The following is a 17,078-nucleotide window of genomic DNA, read 5'->3' as shown; positions in this document are numbered from 1 at the left end:
AATTCATGGACATTCGTCTCCAAAAGCTCATCGCGAGTACGGGGCTTTCGTCCCGCCGAAAGGCTGAGATGCTGATTGCGTCCGGCCGAGTATCGGTGAACGGCAAGGTGGTCACGGAACTCGGGACAAAGGTCGATCCTGAACGTGATCACGTGAAAGTGGACGGGAAGCACCTGACCTCGGCACAGCCGTTTGTGTATTTGATGCTAAACAAACCCAAGAACGTCATGTCGACATTGGACGACCCCGGTGGGAGAGACACCGTGAAGGACTTTCTTCATGGCGTGTCCGTGCGAGTGTTTCCGGTTGGCCGCTTGGACTTTGATAGTGAAGGGCTGATGCTGCTTACCAACAATGGTGAGTTGGCGCAGGCCCTCCTTCATCCGCGCTATCACGTGCCCAAGACGTATCTCATTAAGGTCAAAGGTGTGCTGACAGATGCCGAGATCGTCCAACTCCAGCGCGGAGTCAAACTCGAGGATGGCATGACGAGTCCGGCGATGGTCAAAAAGATAAAAAGAGCCGAGGCGAACTCTTGGCTGGAGATCACGATTCGGGAAGGCCGTAAGCATCAAGTGAAACGCATGTTGGAATTCGTGGGGCATCTGGTGATCAAGCTGATGCGGGTCAGGATGGGGCCACTGGCGCTTGGCAAACTGGAGCCCGGTGAATTTCGGTTCCTCACTGATCGAGAAGCCAATGCCTTGCGTGAATTGGTCGAGGAACGCGTAACCTCGGTCGAAAAAGGAGAAGAGCCGAAAGTTGGTCCCAAGCGGCTGGTTAGGCGCGAGGGCTGGGCGAGACCGCTCAAGACCAAGAAGTATGTTGGCAAGAAAGCGAGAATGGTATGAACATCCGCACACATCGCTGCGGCGAGTTGAAGAAGCAACATGTCGGGCAGACCGTTGTGCTGAACGGCTGGGTTCAGCGACGGCGTGATCATGGCGTGGTGATCTTTATTGACCTTCGTGACCGGACTGGCATCACACAGGTTGTTTTCAACGCAGAACGAAATCTCGCGGTTCACCAGGCCGCCCATGCACTCCGCAGCGAGTGTGTGGTATCGGTCACGGGACAGGTCATGGCGCGTCCGGATGAGTCAAAGAATCCAGACCTCTCGACTGGCGAAGTGGAAATCTTTGTCGATGCGGTGGAGATTCTCAATGAGGCCAAGACCCCGCCATTTGTGATCGAAGACGATGCGGAAGTCACGGAAGCGATTCGGTTGAAGTATCGGTTCCTGGACCTTCGTCGGCCTCGGATGCAGCAGCTCTTGAGCCTGCGTCATGGCATTCTGCAGGCCACCAGAGAGTTCGTAAACGCGGAAGGGTTCTTGGAGGTAGAGACGCCGATTCTGACAAAGAGTACGCCGGAAGGTGCTCGGGATTATTTGGTGCCGAGCCGCGTCAATGCCGGACAGTTTTTTGCGCTGCCGCAGTCGCCGCAACTTTTCAAGCAGGTGCTGATGGTGAGCGGTGTCGATCGGTACTATCAGATCGCGCGCTGCTTCCGAGACGAAGATCTCCGCAATGATCGGCAGCCGGAGTTTACCCAGATCGACATGGAACTGTCGTTCGTGGATCGAGAACAAGTCATGAGCCTCATGGAGCGCATGATTGTCACGGTCTTTGATAAGGCCGGCAGCGTGCAGTTGCCGACACCCTTTCCTCGGATGACCTATGCGGAAGCCATTGGTCGTTACGGCTCAGACAAGCCGGACCTCCGGTTCGACATGCCGCTCTATGACATGACGGCATTCGGTGCCGCGAGCGATTTTAAGGTCTTTAAGGATGCGGCGACCAAGGGCGGCATCGTCAAAGCCTTGATCGTAAAGGGCGGAGCGTCGCTGTCGCGGACACGAATCGACGCGTTGGGGGAAATGGCGAAGAGTTTCGGTGCGAAAGGCCTGGCGTGGCTCAAGCTCACGGCGGAAGGGCAGCTCGAATCCGTCATTGCTAAATTTCTGAATGCCAACGCGTTTGCGGCGGCTCTGCCGGAGGCGAAGCCTGGTGACCTGGTCCTGTTCGGCGCCGATAAACCAGCGGTCGTTCACGACGTGATGGGGCGGATCAGGCTTCTCTTGGGTGAGGAGTTGAAGCTGATCGACACCTCCGCATGGCGACCCCTGTGGGTGATGGATTTCCCGATGTTGGACTACGATCAAGAACAGAAGCGGTACGTGGCCATGCACCATCCGTTCACGGCGCCACTCGATGAGGATCTACCGTTGTTGGAGTCCGAACCCCTGAAAGTACGGGCCAAGGCATACGATATGGTGCTGAATGGCAGTGAAATTGGCGGTGGCAGTATTCGTATTCACCGCAGCAATGTGCAGAGCAAAGTGTTCGATCTCCTTGGGATCGGCAAGGAAGATGCAGCGAGTAAGTTTGGATTTTTGCTCGAGGCACTGGAGTATGGTGCTCCGCCGCATGGTGGGATCGCGTTTGGGTTGGATCGCTTGGTGATGCTGTTGGGCCACGCCGATTCAATCCGTGACGTCATCGCGTTCCCCAAGACGCAACGGGCGCAATGCCCATTGACCGATGCACCATCGGCTGTCGCAGCTGATCAACTCAAGGAATTGCGCATCAAGCTGGATCTGGTCGAGTAGGGAGCGTGCCTCCATATGGCCGGTAATACATTCGGCAGAATCTTTACCGTCACCTCGTTCGGCGAGAGCCATGGGCCCGCCATCGGGTGTGTCGTCGATGGATGCCCACCTGGACTCGCACTCTCGGCAGAAGATATCCAGCAGGACCTCGACCGGCGAAAGCCTGGGACCTCTCGTCATGTGACACAGCGGCAGGAGTCGGATACCGTTGAAATTCTCTCAGGAGTGTTTGAGGGACAGACGACCGGTACGCCGATCGCGCTGCTGATTCGTAACGAAGACCAGCGCAGCCGAGATTACGGCAACCTCGTCGATACGTTCCGTCCAGGCCACGCCGACTACACCTATTGGCAGAAATATGGAATTCGTGACCATCGGGGTGGAGGACGAGCCTCGGCCCGCGAGACAGCGGTGCGCGTGGCAGCGGCCGCGATAGCTAGAAAATGGTTGTCGGAGAGATACGGCATCGTCATTCGAGGCTATCTGAGCCAGCTGGGGCCTCACGAGTTGCCATTCAAGGATTGGGCGGCGGTCAGTCAGAATCCGTTTTTCTCCGCCGACCCGGATATGGTGCCCAAGCTCGAATCATTCATGGATGAGCTGCGCAAGGCCGGTGATTCGGTTGGCGCCAAAATCACGACGATTGCCGAGCAGGTGCCGGTCGGGTGGGGTGCGCCAGTCTATGCCAAGTTGGATTCGGATCTGGCCGCAGCGATGATGAGCATCAATGCGGTGAAGGCGGTTGAGATCGGGGCAGGCTTCGCGTCAGTGACTCAGCGCGGGTCAGAACATGGCGATGAAATGACGCCAGAGGGTTTTCTCTCCAACCATGCCGGCGGCATTCTCGGCGGCATCTCTACCGGACAGGATATCGTCGTCACCATCGGCATCAAGCCGACCTCCAGCATCCGCATTCCACGCAAGTCGATCGACAAGCAGGGCAATCCGGTCACGGTCGAAACCAACGGCCGCCATGATCCCTGTGTCGGCATCCGCGCGACACCTATCGCCGAAGCCATGATGGCGCTGGTGCTGATGGACCATGCGCTCTTGCATCGCGCCCAGAATGCGGACGTGACGACCAAGACTCCGAAGATTGCTGGTTCGATAAAACAGGCGATCTCACGGGGTAAAATGCAACCTGCCTCGAAGATCAATCCTGACCCCGCCGAAGCGTAAGCTTGGTGCGAGAGAACTACTGCCTGACCACGTTATCAATGAGTGGCGCACATATGTCTTCGATCAGCGATCAGACTGAACAAGCCGTTAATGACTTCGTACGGAATGCGATATCGCATCTTGCCGAGATACTGAAGGACTCAGCTCCAGAGTTTGAGAATGAAACCTTATGGGAACGTGGGACCGATGGTCACTTCCGTGAACGGAAAAAGCGTATCCGGAGGTTGTGGCCAATGCTGAGTGATGAGTGGCTCAACTTGCGGCCAGACCACGAAGCCTGTGTCGAGTGTCTGAAAGCAGATGCGATTATTGGACCACATCTCGATCGCCTGGTAGGGACCAGCATATCGACCTCCCGCTTGGAGGCAAACGACATTCTGAAGTCCCTAATATACGCGATGGTAGACGACGAAAAACACCTTGTATTTGCGGACGAGAAATTCCACATTAAATGGCAGGAATTGATCAGTTCTTTTCGTGCGGACCAGATTGTTTCCAAAACAGTCGCACCCCTTCCTTACCTAGTCGTCTCGACACTTCCGCTTCGGCTGAACAACGAGGTAGTGCTGGATCGCCTGACAGATGAAGAGGTCACTCGCTGTTGTCAGGCTGGCGTGATTCGGCCTATTTCGCCAAGATTTCCGCTCATCTATGGAGAGATCGCCGTTGGAATTCGGAGGACGATGGTTCTTCCGAAACTTATGAAGCGAGGTGATGAACCACTCGAGCCGATAGATGCTAAGGATGAGGGCAGCTTTGGCAATCGTCCTCTTTATCGAGAGGATCTCGTAATCGATGATGTTCTTTCAGCGCTCCGCCTCTTTAAACACACTCAGATTCGCGCTGCAGGTCTCGCAACTTGGTCCGACTTCCCATGGTTAAGCGCTGGGACCTCATTTCAAATAATCGGACAGTGGCCATACGGTGGAAAACTTGAGTTATCAGAAGGTGAAGTCCCTCGCTTTCTCGCACTGTGGCGTCTGTTAGAGGAAGGAGCTGCGCGATTTGGCTTTAGTATCCACCGCTTCAATCTCGCCTTCGATCGTGCACTTCTCGTCGACCGGATAGTTGACATGGTTATCGCAGCAGAAGCGTTATTTCTTGGGGATCTAGGGCTGAAAGACCGCGGAGAGCTCCGGTTCCGTTTCGCGTTGCGGGCTGCAAAGTTTATCCAGCATCCGAGTTACGGCGAGCAAGAAGTCTTCCGCATAATGCGCCAAGCATATGATGCCAGAAGTGCGATTGTGCATGGCGGATCGCCGGACGAAACTCGTCTCCCAGACAATCAGTCTGCCAACTTACTGACCTTCATTGACACCATTGAAGAGCTTGTACGGCTAGGCCTTCGCAAGGCACTCTCGATGAAGGAAGGTGGAACCGAAATTCGCCAAGCCAATTATTGGGACAACCTCGTATTCTCAAATCCCGATCCGTCGCAGATCGAATGAGATGTGCCAGGACCTTTCCTAGTACCTGTCTCGCTTTCCATGGGCAGTCTATTTCATGCAAGTTGTCAGAGCACAACATCGCCGGCGAATGATCATACCAGTGGTGTGATTGCAAAGTGAGACATACCCTCATGAAGAGTTAACGAATAATCGAGATCTATATGGATGGCTCCTGTAGCCAGAGTCCTGGCCCTGGGAGCTGGGAGTCTTGCCGTAGATCCGTAATGCTGAAATGAAACTGTGGCGGAGAGCTGAGCGTTGAAGATGGCGAACAGCCGCATGCAGTAGTTTATGCAACTGGCAGAGAAGGTCGTCCGAGGTCGAAGTTTTCGCAAAAGAAAGGCAGGTTTGGGCTCTGCTACTTGGATTGGCCTTGAATGGAGCGGATTTCGATTGTTTGCATGTTGGCTAAGAGGTTAGACGAGATCTGCTGTTCGATGAAGTTGAGAAACTCTTCGACCTTGGTGCGCGAGTCGACAATCTCGATGGTAATAGGAAGATCTTCAGCCAATCGTTCGATCTTGAAGGTGTGAATCACGCGGGTGTGGGGTCCGAAGCCCATGAGCCCACGGTAGACGGTGGCTCCGGCGAGTTGTTGCGTGTGAGCCTGTGCGACGATCCATTCATAGAGAGGCCGCCCGGCGTGTTTATCGCTTTCCCCGACGTAGATTCTCAGTAGACATCCGTGGTCTATGCGCATCGATCATTTCCAAAGTAGATAGGCAGTGGAGTAGCCGAGCCATACGGCAACGAGGCTCAGGAGTAGATGGCCGACGATATTTCCTCCGGCGAGCCACAGTTCTCCGTCACGCAGCAGGTTCATCGTTTCGTTGCCGAACGCCGAGAATGTGGTAAATCCTCCCAGTAGGCCTACGATTAGAAACGCCCGGGCTTCCCCGGAAATGACGCCTCGCTGATCGGCGAGCTCAGCAAGGAAGCCGACCAGCGCACAACCCACCACATTGACGGCCAGAGTGCCAAAGGGAAATTGGATACTCTTGCTCAGTTGTTGCGCATAGCCGCTCAAGAGATAGCGAAGGATCGATCCGACGAACCCGCCTGTGCCGATGAGAAAAATGGTGCGCAGTATGTGACTCTCTGAAAAATGTGAACGTGTGTGACGTGCCACTATACTCTAGTGCGTTGATTGAGTCACGGGATTCGCTATGGTTCTGGTAAAAGGGACATAGTACAATCCCGACGCAAAACCGTTCAGCAGAGGACGCAGAGAATGATCGACATCTACACAGACGGTGCCTGCAGCGGGAACCCTGGGCCTGGGGGCTGGGGGGCCTTGCTGCGACATGGTGAGACTGAGACGGAACTTTGTGGCGGTGAGCCGGGGACGACGAACAACCGGATGGAGTTGCTTGCGGTCATTGAGGCGTTACAGTCGTTCCCTCAACCGGTACAGGCGCGGGTCTATACCGATTCGCAGTACGTCCAAAAGGGCATCAGCGAATGGATCCACAGTTGGAAGCGGCGAGGTTGGAAAACTGCCAGTAAGGAACCGGTCAAGAATGAGGACTTGTGGCGGCGGCTCGATGCGCTGGCTGCCACGCATACAGTGGAATGGCGTTGGGTCAGGGGACACAACGGGCATCCCGAGAATGAACGGGCGGATGCCTTGGCTCGAACTGGTCTTGAGCAGGCACGGCGAGGTGGGAAACCTGGTAAGCCTCCAGCCGAGATCCCAGCTCAACCCCCTTGTCCTTCAGCCAACACGAAGGCGATTGTCGAAATTGAGCATGCCATGGTGTATCGAGGCGAGACCTGTGTCTTCTCGGATTTCTCCTTTGTTCTGCGTGAGGGAGAGCATGCGGCAATCCTTGGCCCGAACGGGGCAGGGAAGTCCACGCTGCTGAAGTTGTTATCAGGTGAAGTCCATGCCATGCCGAATGATGACACGCGGTGGGCTCTTTTTGGTGAGGAGCGATGGAATGTCTGGGATGTGCGGAAACAGATCGGCATTGTCTCGCATGATCTGCAGCGAGAGTATCTGATCTGTGCTGAAGGATTGAACGTGATCCTTTCCGGTTTCTATGCGAGCAACGACACCTACGCATATCAAGAATTCACGAAGACGCAGCTGACCAGAGCGTATGAGGTGATGCAGGAGTTAGGTATTGCACCTTTAGCTGGTCGGCGTTTTGGCCATCTCTCCACCGGCGAGCAGCGGCGGTTTCTGTTGGGCCGAGCTCTTGTGCATGACCCGCCAGTGTTGGTGCTGGATGAACCGACGAGTGGACTTGATCTCAAAGCCTGTTTCCAATACCTCGATCTCTTGCGTGTGCAGATTGCCAAAGGAAAGACCGTGCTGCTGGTGACGCACCATCTGCATGAAATTCCACCGGAGATCGATCGCGTGATCTTCCTGAAAGAGGGGAAGATTCTCGACGACAGGCCGAAGCGAATACTCCTCACCAACGAACAGGTCAGCCGGCTCTTCGACAGTCAGATCACCCTCGTCCATGCCAACGGCTGGTATCAAGCCTTGCCGGGTTGATATCAGTCCGTTTCTCGATCCTTCCATATTCCCCGCTTCTTTTGACGAACCTTGTTTTGAGCGATAGGCTTCAGCTGCGGTAGTTGCTCAAGGCAAAGGTATACGTGGCTGAGGATCCATTAAATCGTCAACACGTGCAGCGGCTGGCTGCATTACTCTTTCTGGCCTTCGGCGTGAACGACCCCTCTCTAGATGTAGTGTGGGCCGACACCTGGGTTTGCCCTCGGCCAGGGCAAGCTGATCTGTACACGGACCGTGAATATCCAGGCTGTCGGCAACTCGGCGAGGCGAAGATGTATTCGCCGGTGATGATTTTCCCAGCGCCGAAATCTTCTCCAGGGGGTCACCTTTCTGCGAATAGCATCTCCTCCGACGTTCCTCCGCAACAACAGAGTAGGAAGCTGTCGCCGTTTTCAGACGTGTCTCTGTCGTTACCGCTCTTGAGCGTGGGGCAAAATACGGTTGGCTCCATTACCGGCTCATGGACCGGGTTCGTGGCGCAACTCATAGTCGGGTATAAGGCTGACGGAAAGGGACCTGAGATTCTTGGCGATTCGAACTTGTTGCCGGCCTCCGCCCACTCCTTTCATACAGCTGTTGTCGTTGCATCGAGGGCAGTGGGATATGACCCTCGATATCTGACGGTGCGCATTCTGGTTCCATCTCGATTAAATGGGCCCAGTGCGGGAGGCATGTTTGCTGTAGGCATCGCCTCGGCATTGCTCGGTGATCCTATTCGCCAAGAGGTCTGTATGTCAGGAACGATTGAACCGGATGCTGAGATCCACCCGGTCGGGCGACTCGTGGACAAGATGAATGCTTGCCGGGACCTCAGAAAGACCACGATGATCGTGCCCGATGGGCTGGACAATAGCCATCTCAATTTCACCGGCGCCGAGCGATCCATTCAGTTGATTCAAGTGCATACACTCGCGGAGGCGTACAGCGCGGCAACCGGACAAGCCTTGCGCCAGGTTCCGTAGACCAAAAGATTTCAGAATGCTCAACACCAACGGCGTGCGTTATGAAGAGGAGGCATGGTGATGAACAGAACCCTACGATTAGAATTAGCGCTGATCAGCCTACTGTGCCTGGTGCCTGTCGCACAGGCTGCGGATCCGGTCACGATTAGTTCTCTGCAGGCTTACCCCGAAGCGTACAAGATGAAGGTCGTCCAAGTCACAGGGATGGTCAGTGGGTATCAGATGCATCACTTTATCGGAGAAAGGACCAAACTGGAGAAGTGCATCCAGAATTTCTTGGTTGATGATGGCAGCGGGATGATCGAGGCCAGCTACGCGGCGCTTTGCCAGATGGGGCCGGTTATGCTCAAAGACGGCGATCAAGTGACAGTCGAGGGACACTTTCTGGGGACTCTGGATGTGAGATTGGTCACAAAGCGATGAATGTGTGTTCGGCTGTATGTCGCAGATTTTGAGAAATTGAGTTGAGCCGAGTATCGGGGATACTGTTACTTCTTCCGAAATCCAAAAAATGTTCCGGCGCCGGCGGCGCCGGCTGAGGGGAGATAGCCGGTCAGCACGTCTTTGAACCCCTGGGCTTTGCCTCGACCCCAGTCAAGGATATGATTCACATCTGCTTGAATCAGAGTCCAATCTAAGTGAATCCAGCCGGTGGTTTTGAGGATGGCGATGAGTGCCGCCAATGAGGCAGCCACCAACAGGGCGAGCTTGACGGTCTTTCGGACTGCCCATCCGAGTAAGAACCCTCCCAGGAAGCTAGCTCCCCCATTGGCGAGGACCGGTGACATCAGGTCGGTGAGCCAGGCGCCGATTCCGGCGGCGGTTGTTGCACTGGCGGCGAGAAACGATTTGGCGGCCCAGGGAGGGTCGGAGAGTATTGGTGCGAGTGTTTTCGCAAGGAAGCTGCTCTGAGGTGTGGGTGCTGGATTACTCATAACCGTTTCGTGTCGAAGGTGTTGCAGGCTGAGGGGTCGCCGGACTCGAGCCCACGCTTGAGCCAGGTCATCCGTTGTTCAGATGAACCGTGGGTCCAGCTTTCCGGCTGGACCTGGCCACGCGACATCTTTTGTAACCGATCGTCCCCAATCGCTGCCGCCGCACGGAGCCCTTCTTCAAAATCGCCCGGTTCGATCAAGTTTCGTTCGCGCTTGGCATGATGGCCCCAGACACCGGCGTAACAGTCGGCCTGGAGTTCCATCCGAACTGACAAGGCATTTCCTTCGACCTCTGACGTTTGTCGCTGGAGGCGGTGGACTTTTTCCGCGGTGCCGAGCAGATTCTGGACATGATGGCCAACCTCGTGGGCGATGACATAGGCTTGCGCAAAATCACCAGCTGCGCCGAGGCGATTCGCCATTTCGTCGAAGAAGGCCAGGTCCAAATACACCCGGTGATCGCCGGGGCAATAGAACGGGCCGACGGCTGCCGACGTGGTGCCACAAGCCGATTGCACCGCGCCGCTGAAGAGGACCATGCGGGGGTCTTCATAGCGTGGACCGAGGAGCGTGCGCCAAGTTGTTTCGGTGTCTGCCAGGACGACCGACGCGAACTTGCCAAGCTGGTCACCGGGAGCCCCGACCGTGCCTGACTCCGAAGGGGTCGATGGAGTGAATGTCTCAGTCACACCTTGTACGCCGGTCAGGAGGTTGAGAATGGTGAGAGGATTTGTGCCAGTAAAATAGCTGATGGCCAGTGCCAGCACGATCGTCCCGATTCCCAAACCGCCCTTTCCTCCCAGGCGTGAAGGACTCATACCCCGGCGATCTTCGATATTCTCACTTTCGCGTTGACCTTCAATACGCATCGGGACTCTCCCTCAAACACGACAATCAGTCTGATTCCTTCTCCATGGACTGAATAAACTTGTCTGCTTCGGCGATAGAACGGTTCATGTCTTTGACCAATTGATCGACCTGCGCGTCGACTTTCACGAGTTCGCCTTTGATGGCGGCGAGCGCACGCGCGTTCAGGTTGTGTTTCAGGTAGAGCACCTGATCCCGTAGCGGTTTGAGGACCGGCTCAATCCGTTGCTCGGCCCGTTTCATCGCCCCCAACATGTCTTTGTAGCGGCTCTTGGTTTGGGTGAGTTTGGCTTGGCTCTTCCGCCGCAGATCGGCGTTGGAATATTGCCCGAGTTCCGTTTCCCACTCGGAAAAGAGCGCATCGGCGACGCTTTCAACATCGGCGATCTTTTTCCGAACGGTTTTCGCACCGTCTTCGCTGTTCTCGAGCTCGCCGTTCAGTTTTTTATAATTGGCTTCTAAATCGCCGCCGTCATAGGAAACCACCTGCCCGAATTGCTCCAGCGTGGTCTGAATTTCTTTTTTTGCGTCTTCCTGTGCGTCTCGCGCGGACTTGACCCGGCTGCTCAGAATATCGCGTTTGGCATAGCCCATCTTTTCCATGGTGGCCATATAGGCCTTGTCGCAAGCAGAAAGGCCAAACGGCATAACGAGGAGCATGACGGCAAGAACTATCTTCAACATGATGACCTCTTCTACTGGGATGTGGCCTCGCTGAGCTGGTGACTCTGACCAGTCACCTTGGGAATTTGTATCATAACTGAAGAACGCACAGGGTGAAAGACCCTAAGTCACCGTGCTCACGAAGAGGGACGTGTAGAAACAGCCCCACTATCACGCTATAGTGTGGACATGCGTCTGACGTCTTGCATGTCGTGGGGAGTGATGGCGATCGGGCTGATCGCGGCCTGCTCCTCGCAGCGAGTGATTCCAGAGGCGCTGGAGCCTCTGGTCGAGCGAGCGGTGCTGTTTCGTGAAGTGGTCGCCACCCCTGATGCATACCAGGGCAAGATCGTGGTGTTCGGTGGCGAGGTGCTGAAGGCGAAACGACTTAAGGAAGGAACGCAGATCGAGCTGCTGCAGTTACCGCTCGACCGAGGGGAGCGACCAATTCTCGACCGCCAGCAATCGCAGGGGCGATTTCTCGCGATCCAGCAGGAGTTTCTCGATCCCGCGACGATTGTTGAGGGGACAAAGATGACGATTGTCGGAGAACTGTCTAAATCAAAGGTCGAACACCTCGACGATGTCGAATATCGATACCCGGTGTTGATCGTGAAACATCTGCATCTATGGCCATCGCGATCGGACGACGATGCTCGACCGCGGCCCCGATTCTCAATTGGAGTCGGTGGGGGAACAGGAATGGGCGTTGGTGGGGGTGGAGGATTCGGGATCGGATTCTAATTCGCCGAGAGACATGCCGTGTCCGTGGACGTGAAATACGAAGGCCAGCTATCGACCAGACCTGTTTTTCCCCAGAGACTATTTTTGACACTCCTGTACATGTTCTCGTAGAGACGTAGCCCGTATCGACCAACTTTCTGTGAGCCTGGTCTCATGGTTTTGGCATGTGTAGCAGGATGTGGAAAAAGACCGCCAGTAGCGTTCTTGAATCACTCAGAGGCTCAACGTACGGCCCAGAGTACGATTCGCCTCTTTGCTCGCTGCGGCCTTGCTGGACGGCCTTTTTGCGAATCCTGCATGGCTATTCAGTGTCGCCTCAGCCCTTGATATTCGTGACGGCTATAGGGAGGTATAAATGTTTTTGCAGTCTGTTAAGCCAGGGAGATACGGCGTTACTTACTTGCGTGTGCCGAATGGAGCATGATATGCAAGTATATGTGAGAATTGCCAAGGCTGTCACGAGGAGAAGGAGAATGATAAGATGAAACAGACACAGCAGACTCCAAAACGGAAGGAGAGGGTCACGTTGTCTCTCTCTGCCGATATGGTTGAGCGGTTGCGAACCGTGGTGTATTGGAGCCCTAAGCTGACGCTGACCGGTGTCGTCGAATCGGCGATCCAATCCGCGCTCACGAAGCTGGAGAAGGGGAAGCGATTCAAAAAGCGAAGGGGAAAGCTCGCTGTCGGCCGGCCGCGCAAAGACCAATCGTCCTGACGGCGGTTCTCGATTGAGAGCCCACAGTTGTGTGAAGACTAGGGAGGGGAAACAGAGAAGCCTACTTCGGGAATCCTAAAGCGGTGTAGACGGATGAATTATGCCTCGATTCAAGCGAAGCCTGTTGGTTCTTCTGCTGCTGATCTTTTGTGTAGGTTGTGATCAACTCACGAAAGATGTAGCCCACCAATACTTGGCCCTCCAGCCGCCACAATCATGGTTCCATGATACGGTTCGCCTCCAATATGCAGAGAACACCGGGGCGTTCCTGAGTCTCGGCGGAGATCTCTCCGAGGGGTTACGCGTTTTTCTCTTCCAGGTATTCCCTGCCTTGTGCCTCGTCGCCTTGGCGATGGTTCTCTTTGCTCAACCGATACCGCTGTCCACCGCCATTGCCTGGAGTCTCGTGCTGAGCGGCGGGCTGGGCAATTTCTTGGATCGTATCATGAATGATGGCCGCGTGATCGACTTCATGAATCTTGGCATCGGCAGCCTCCGCACCGGCATCTTCAATGTGGCCGATGTCTGCATTACAATCGGTGTTGTGCTGCTGATCTTCCAGGCGGTTTGGCCCCATCAGCCGGCACTTCGATCTGAGCCCCAGCGCTGAGTCTGGTTTCCGAATTCACACGAATCTTTCAGCCGCGGTGGGTGAGAGATCCATTTCGGATGTTGCCATGGTGCGCTCGTTCGACAACAAGGTGCCTAACCATGGTGGGGCAGTTTACCTAGCAGGATGCGGGAAAAACCCGCCAGCGGCGTTCTCGCCTCGCTCAGAGGCTCAACGTACGGCACAGAGTACGATATCGCCTCTTCGCTCTCTGCGGCCTTGCTGGACGGGATTTTTGCGCACCCTGCATGGTTGTTCAGTGTCGTTTCAATCCTCAGTATTCGTGACGACTACAGGGGACAGAATGAGTTTTTCCGCAGCCTGCTGGAACAGATCATGTGTACGTGATGACCGTTTTACTCAGTCCGTGAGTTCATGTTAAGGAGGCAGATATGAAGAACCTCGGTGTAGTTATCGCAGGTCTGGTGCTGTTGACGGGTTTGACCGGTTGCTCGCCAGTTGGAAGCGGCATTTTGGGTGGAGTCCTTGGTGCCGGGGCGGCGGGCGGTAGCTATGAGTACCATCTGAAGCGCCAAAAGGATCGGGTGGAGGAGGACTTGAAGGCCGGGAAGATCGACCAGAAAGAATACGAGATCCGCAAAGACCAGATCGCTCGCGACTCGTTCTTTCGATAAAACAAACCTGGGCTCACCGGAGTAGAATCGGTTCCGAAGGTTGTGTTTTAGGCTCTCTTGGGGACTAAGTAAGGCTTTCCGGGTGTTTTAGGTGGATGCCTTATGATCTCAATGAACTCTTTGCTCTCAGAAAACACGTGTCCCACATGATTTCTTCTTGCTTCACGAACGACGGAAGAATTTACTTTCTCTCGGCCCTTAAGGACTTTCTCATCAAAAGCCGATCCCTCGATCCATAAGCCTTCGTTCTTAGGAAGATTGAAGAGTACAACACCCCACTTACAGTGCTTTCTGGCGACCAGTTCTCGGAATCCTTTGCTAGGTTTCTCCCACCATTCTTCATGAGAGCAAAAGGAAGTCACCGCCAGTGTGATTGAGTCAATCTCTATGCAAAAGTAATTGGCGTTCCCGAGAGGCCTCTCAACAACATGCACCCATGGCTTTAAGGTATGTATGAAGCGATTTGCCAGGTCGTGACTTAGTTCTCGTTTTGTTCTCTTGGCTGCGCGATTTTCTCGTTGGATCCGATCAAGGACCTCTCTCAAAGTGAGTACGCTGTTTTCTTCTAATTCCATCTTTTTACTCGTCCCTGAAAATAGCTAGAGGGATCTTTACGCGTATCGTGGAGTACGCTCTGCTTGAGGTTTCTCCGACGCACGAAGGCCACTGGATTGCCTTCATTTCAGCTTTTGTGCGCTTCCATGTAGGCTCGGAGCAGGGCGTTGATCCTTGTCTGATAGCCAGGCCCTTTGGCCTTGAACCACTCAAGAACACGCTGATCAAGCCGAATGGTCACAGTGGTTTTAGGCTCAGGGAGGACAAGAGTTGCAGACTTGAAAAAGTCTTTATCCAATTCCGGAATGTCCGAGTAATCGATGTTGCGATCCGACAGGGAATCAACTCGTGTCCAATTAGTCTTTGATCGCGTCTTGGTAGAAACCTTTTTCACGGCGGTTTGCCTTTCGTAGTGAAATGATTCGAACTGTGTTCGGCTTTCGTTTGGTGTACGCGACTACCATAAGCCGACCTTGCACGATGCCCAATCCTTGCCAACGAGGTTCTCCATAGTCTTTGCGCTCGTCCGATTTTACGAACATAGGTGTGGCAAACATCTCCATCGCGTCTACAAAGTCGATTCCATAAAGTCGATTCCATGTTTGGCAAGATTGCTGGCTCGTTTGGCTTCGTCCCATTCAAACTGCACGTGGAAAGTGTACATACGGAATGTATGTACGTCAAGGTCGGCGGAGTTGAGCTTGGTTTATGTTGTCGGAGTAAGGGGAGGGAGGGCTAGATCTGCTCCACTTCTGAAATGATCGTGTGATATCCGCTGGCTCCGGCTGGTTGGGGTCGCACGATCTCGGCAATCTGTAACTGCCCCTTCGTATCCGTCGCGCGAACGACGGTTTGAAACTTCCCCGGCTTTGGTGCGCGCCAGGTATAGGTCCAGATGACCCAGGAGTAAGGCGACATGGGTGGCTCGATTCGGCAGTCGTTCCACGTGCGGCCTGCATCGAAGCTCAACTCGACCTTGCCGATGCTGTTCGGCCCGCCGAAGGCGATGCCTCGAAACGTGTGCTCTGGTCCACGTAGTGTTTGGTAATGCCCGGGCGAATCAATGCGTGAAAATACTTTAATCGTGCCGTCGTCGGTCCACCCCTTGCGTTGCCAGTAGCCCTTGTAATCACCCGGATAGACTTCAATCTCGACGATCCACTTCACATTTTTGATGCCGTACAGGCCGGGGACGATGAGGCGGATTGGAAAGCCGTGTTCCTTAGGGAGTTTTTCACCGTTCATCAGAAAGGCGATCATCACGTCGTCTTGCATGGCGCGGGTGAAGGGAATGCTGTCGTCGTAGCCGTCGATGCCACGAAAGACGACATCGCGCGCCGTCTCAGTATCTGCGCCGCACTCGAGGAGCAGCTTCTTCAGGGAGATGCCGCGCCAGGTTGCCGTTCCCATACTGTCGCCCCCTGGCAGGGTATCGATGCACATCAAGGTTGAAATTTGATCGTAGGAATCGCGGTTCAAAATGTCACGCCAGCCCAGCGACATGGGCGTTTGGACAGATCCTTTGATGTGCAGTTTCCATTGCTCAATGTTCAAATCGCGCGATGCGGAGACGGCTCCATCGGCGTAGTTCACTACATAAAATTTAGAGTTTGGGGTGAAGTACGTCGTGTCGCGAGGAGGAACGGCGAACATGCGTCCGAAGACGCCGCCGATCGCATCGCAGCCTCCGGTTATTCCTGCCGTTGCAAGGAGACTGAAGGCTTGTAGAACCGTGCGCCGCCTCATGCCCAGTGGTGATTCGTTGTTTCTCATATTTTTTCGATTATACATGAAAAAGTTGCTTGACACTCAGGGGGGAGTCTTGTTATCTTCCCACTCGTTCGAGGGCAGAGGGCGGATGAGTTCTTGCCTACAAACCGCATCCAAGAGGAGCGGTGCCTGAGGGAAACTACCCGATTTTTTTGAGTGGGTCCCTTGACATGAGAGTGCGCAACATTTATAGTGCGCCTCCCAAGTCACGAATGTGAAGTTTTGTTCTTTGAAAACTGAATAGAGGAAGTTAAGCAAGGTGTAAGGTGTATTGAAGTGGTGGCCCTTGGTCCAAATTCTAAGAACACCTTTTGAGAGTTTGATCCTGGCTCAGAACGAACGCTGGCGGCGCGCCTAATACATGCAAGTCGAGCGAGAAGACGTAGCAATACGTTTGTAAAGCGGCGAACGGGTGAGGAATACATGGGTAACCTACCCTCGAGTGGGGAATAACTAGCCGAAAGGTTAGCTAATACCGCATACGACTCTCGGTCTGCGGATCGAGAGGGAAAGCGATACCGTGGGTATCGCGCTCATGGATGGGCTCATGTCCTATCAGCTTGTTGGTGAGGTAATGGCTCACCAAGGCTTCGACGGGTAGCTGGTCTGAGAGGACGATCAGCCACACTGGCACTGCGACACGGGCCAGACTCCTACGGGAGGCAGCAGTAAGGAATATTGCGCAATGGGCGAAAGCCTGACGCAGCGACGCCGCGTGGGGGATGAAGGTCTTCGGATTGTAAACCCCTTTCGGGAGGGAAGATGGAATGGGGTAACCCATTCGGACGGTACCTCCAGAAGCAGCCACGGCTAACTTCGTGCCAGCAGCCGCGGTAATACGAAGGTGGCAAGCGTTG

19 protein-coding genes, 1 rRNA gene and 2 pseudogenes (1 of these 22 only partly in view) are annotated in these 17,078 nt (G+C 54.6%); 13 read left to right on the top strand and 9 right to left on the bottom strand.

Annotated features, from left to right (window positions below):
- Positions 1–5 precede the first annotated feature (5 nt).
- From E8D52_10710 to E8D52_10695, 4 genes are read left to right on the top strand one after another with little or no spacing between them, the layout of a single operon-like run.
- A complete protein-coding gene (locus tag E8D52_10710) occupies positions 6–851 on the top strand; it encodes an rRNA pseudouridine synthase (protein ID TKB69408.1) in 846 nt (281 codons plus the stop codon).
- Positions 848–2,611 carry an aspartate--tRNA ligase gene (gene aspS, locus E8D52_10705; GenBank protein ID TKB69407.1) on the top strand — a complete coding sequence of 588 codons (1,764 nt, stop codon included), beginning with the start codon at positions 848–850 and terminating at the stop codon, positions 2,609–2,611. Before E8D52_10710 ends, aspS begins: the two co-directional genes overlap by 4 nt.
- A 15-nt stretch (positions 2,612–2,626) precedes the next feature.
- A complete protein-coding gene (aroC, locus tag E8D52_10700) occupies positions 2,627–3,790 on the top strand; it encodes a chorismate synthase (protein TKB69406.1) in 1,164 nt (387 codons plus the stop codon).
- Between the two features lie 53 nt (positions 3,791–3,843).
- Positions 3,844–5,238 (top strand): hypothetical protein, encoded by a 1,395-nt coding sequence (locus tag E8D52_10695; GenBank protein ID TKB69405.1) that lies wholly within the window; start codon positions 3,844–3,846, stop codon positions 5,236–5,238.
- Positions 5,239–5,596: 358 nt separating this feature from the next.
- Here the strand turns inward: E8D52_10695 and E8D52_10690 are convergent, their stop codons facing one another.
- Entirely contained in the window at positions 5,597–5,938 is a 342-nt protein-coding gene (locus tag E8D52_10690; protein TKB69404.1) for a DUF190 domain-containing protein, read from the bottom strand.
- A gap of 3 nt (positions 5,939–5,941) precedes the next feature.
- Positions 5,942–6,325 carry a fluoride efflux transporter CrcB gene (gene crcB, locus E8D52_10685; protein TKB69478.1) on the bottom strand — a complete coding sequence of 128 codons (384 nt, stop codon included), beginning with the start codon at positions 6,323–6,325 and terminating at the stop codon, positions 5,942–5,944.
- 144 nt (positions 6,326–6,469) lie between these two features.
- Between crcB and rnhA the strand changes: the two are divergent.
- The 4 genes and pseudogenes from rnhA to E8D52_10665 all read left to right on the top strand — a co-directional run bounded on the left by rnhA (position 6,470) and on the right by E8D52_10665 (position 9,150).
- Positions 6,470–6,904, top strand: a pseudogene (rnhA, locus tag E8D52_10680) (ribonuclease HI).
- A gap of 87 nt (positions 6,905–6,991) precedes the next feature.
- Entirely contained in the window at positions 6,992–7,744 is a 753-nt protein-coding gene (locus E8D52_10675; protein TKB69477.1) for an ATP-binding cassette domain-containing protein, read from the top strand.
- A 104-nt stretch (positions 7,745–7,848) separates the two neighbouring features.
- Positions 7,849–8,727 carry a hypothetical protein gene (locus tag E8D52_10670; GenBank protein TKB69403.1) on the top strand — a complete coding sequence of 293 codons (879 nt, stop codon included), beginning with the start codon at positions 7,849–7,851 and terminating at the stop codon, positions 8,725–8,727.
- 60 nt (positions 8,728–8,787) lie between these two features.
- Positions 8,788–9,150, top strand: coding sequence for a hypothetical protein (locus E8D52_10665; GenBank protein TKB69402.1), 363 nt, complete (start codon positions 8,788–8,790; stop codon positions 9,148–9,150).
- Between the two features lie 65 nt (positions 9,151–9,215).
- On the opposite strand, the gene E8D52_10660 is transcribed toward E8D52_10665, so the two are convergent.
- The 3 genes from E8D52_10660 to E8D52_10650 are packed head-to-tail and all read right to left on the bottom strand — an operon-like array spanning position 9,216 to position 11,213.
- On the bottom strand, positions 9,216–9,662 hold the full coding sequence (locus E8D52_10660) for a hypothetical protein (GenBank protein TKB69401.1): 447 nt from the start codon (positions 9,660–9,662) through the stop codon (positions 9,216–9,218).
- Positions 9,659–10,531 (bottom strand): flagellar biosynthesis protein FlgM, encoded by an 873-nt coding sequence (locus E8D52_10655; protein TKB69400.1) that lies wholly within the window; start codon positions 10,529–10,531, stop codon positions 9,659–9,661. The genes E8D52_10660 and E8D52_10655 overlap by 4 nt, the downstream gene beginning before the upstream one ends.
- 25 nt (positions 10,532–10,556) lie before the next feature.
- Positions 10,557–11,213 (bottom strand): DUF2959 domain-containing protein, encoded by a 657-nt coding sequence (locus tag E8D52_10650; GenBank protein TKB69399.1) that lies wholly within the window; start codon positions 11,211–11,213, stop codon positions 10,557–10,559.
- A gap of 168 nt (positions 11,214–11,381) precedes the next feature.
- Here E8D52_10650 and E8D52_10645 point away from each other — a divergent pair, with 168 nt between their 5' ends.
- From E8D52_10645 to E8D52_10630, 4 genes are all read left to right on the top strand, one after another.
- Positions 11,382–11,936, top strand: coding sequence for a hypothetical protein (locus E8D52_10645; protein ID TKB69398.1), 555 nt, complete (start codon positions 11,382–11,384; stop codon positions 11,934–11,936).
- Positions 11,937–12,417: 481 nt separating this feature from the next.
- Positions 12,418–12,651, top strand: a complete 234-nt coding sequence (locus tag E8D52_10640; GenBank protein TKB69397.1) for a hypothetical protein — start codon at positions 12,418–12,420, stop codon at positions 12,649–12,651.
- A gap of 100 nt (positions 12,652–12,751) precedes the next feature.
- Entirely contained in the window at positions 12,752–13,261 is a 510-nt protein-coding gene (lspA, locus tag E8D52_10635; protein ID TKB69396.1) for a signal peptidase II, read from the top strand.
- Between the two features lie 392 nt (positions 13,262–13,653).
- On the top strand, positions 13,654–13,896 hold the full coding sequence (locus E8D52_10630) for a hypothetical protein (GenBank protein ID TKB69395.1): 243 nt from the start codon (positions 13,654–13,656) through the stop codon (positions 13,894–13,896).
- Positions 13,897–13,943: 47 nt separating this feature from the next.
- On the opposite strand, the gene E8D52_10625 is transcribed toward E8D52_10630, so the two are convergent.
- The 4 genes and pseudogenes from E8D52_10625 to E8D52_10610 all read right to left on the bottom strand — a co-directional run bounded on the left by E8D52_10625 (position 13,944) and on the right by E8D52_10610 (position 16,224).
- Positions 13,944–14,471 (bottom strand): hypothetical protein, encoded by a 528-nt coding sequence (locus E8D52_10625; protein ID TKB69394.1) that lies wholly within the window; start codon positions 14,469–14,471, stop codon positions 13,944–13,946.
- A 107-nt stretch (positions 14,472–14,578) separates the two neighbouring features.
- A complete protein-coding gene (locus E8D52_10620) occupies positions 14,579–14,845 on the bottom strand; it encodes a 3-oxoacyl-ACP synthase (protein ID TKB69393.1) in 267 nt (88 codons plus the stop codon).
- Positions 14,808–15,100 (bottom strand): annotated as a pseudogene (locus E8D52_10615) (BrnT family toxin). The gene E8D52_10620 and the pseudogene E8D52_10615 overlap by 38 nt, the downstream one beginning before the upstream one ends.
- Before the next feature lie 86 nt (positions 15,101–15,186).
- Positions 15,187–16,224 carry an oxidoreductase gene (locus E8D52_10610; GenBank protein TKB69392.1) on the bottom strand — a complete coding sequence of 346 codons (1,038 nt, stop codon included), beginning with the start codon at positions 16,222–16,224 and terminating at the stop codon, positions 15,187–15,189.
- 307 nt (positions 16,225–16,531) lie between these two features.
- On the opposite strand from E8D52_10610, the gene E8D52_10605 reads away from it, so the two are divergent.
- Positions 16,532–17,078: ribosomal RNA gene (locus E8D52_10605) — 16S ribosomal RNA — on the top strand (it continues 996 nt past the right edge of the window).

The organism is Nitrospira sp. (assembly GCA_005116745.1).
Classification (GTDB): Bacteria; Nitrospirota; Nitrospiria; order Nitrospirales; family Nitrospiraceae; genus Nitrospira_D.
Note: the sequence above shows the minus strand (reverse complement) of the source record. Positions and strands in the feature narration are given on the sequence as shown.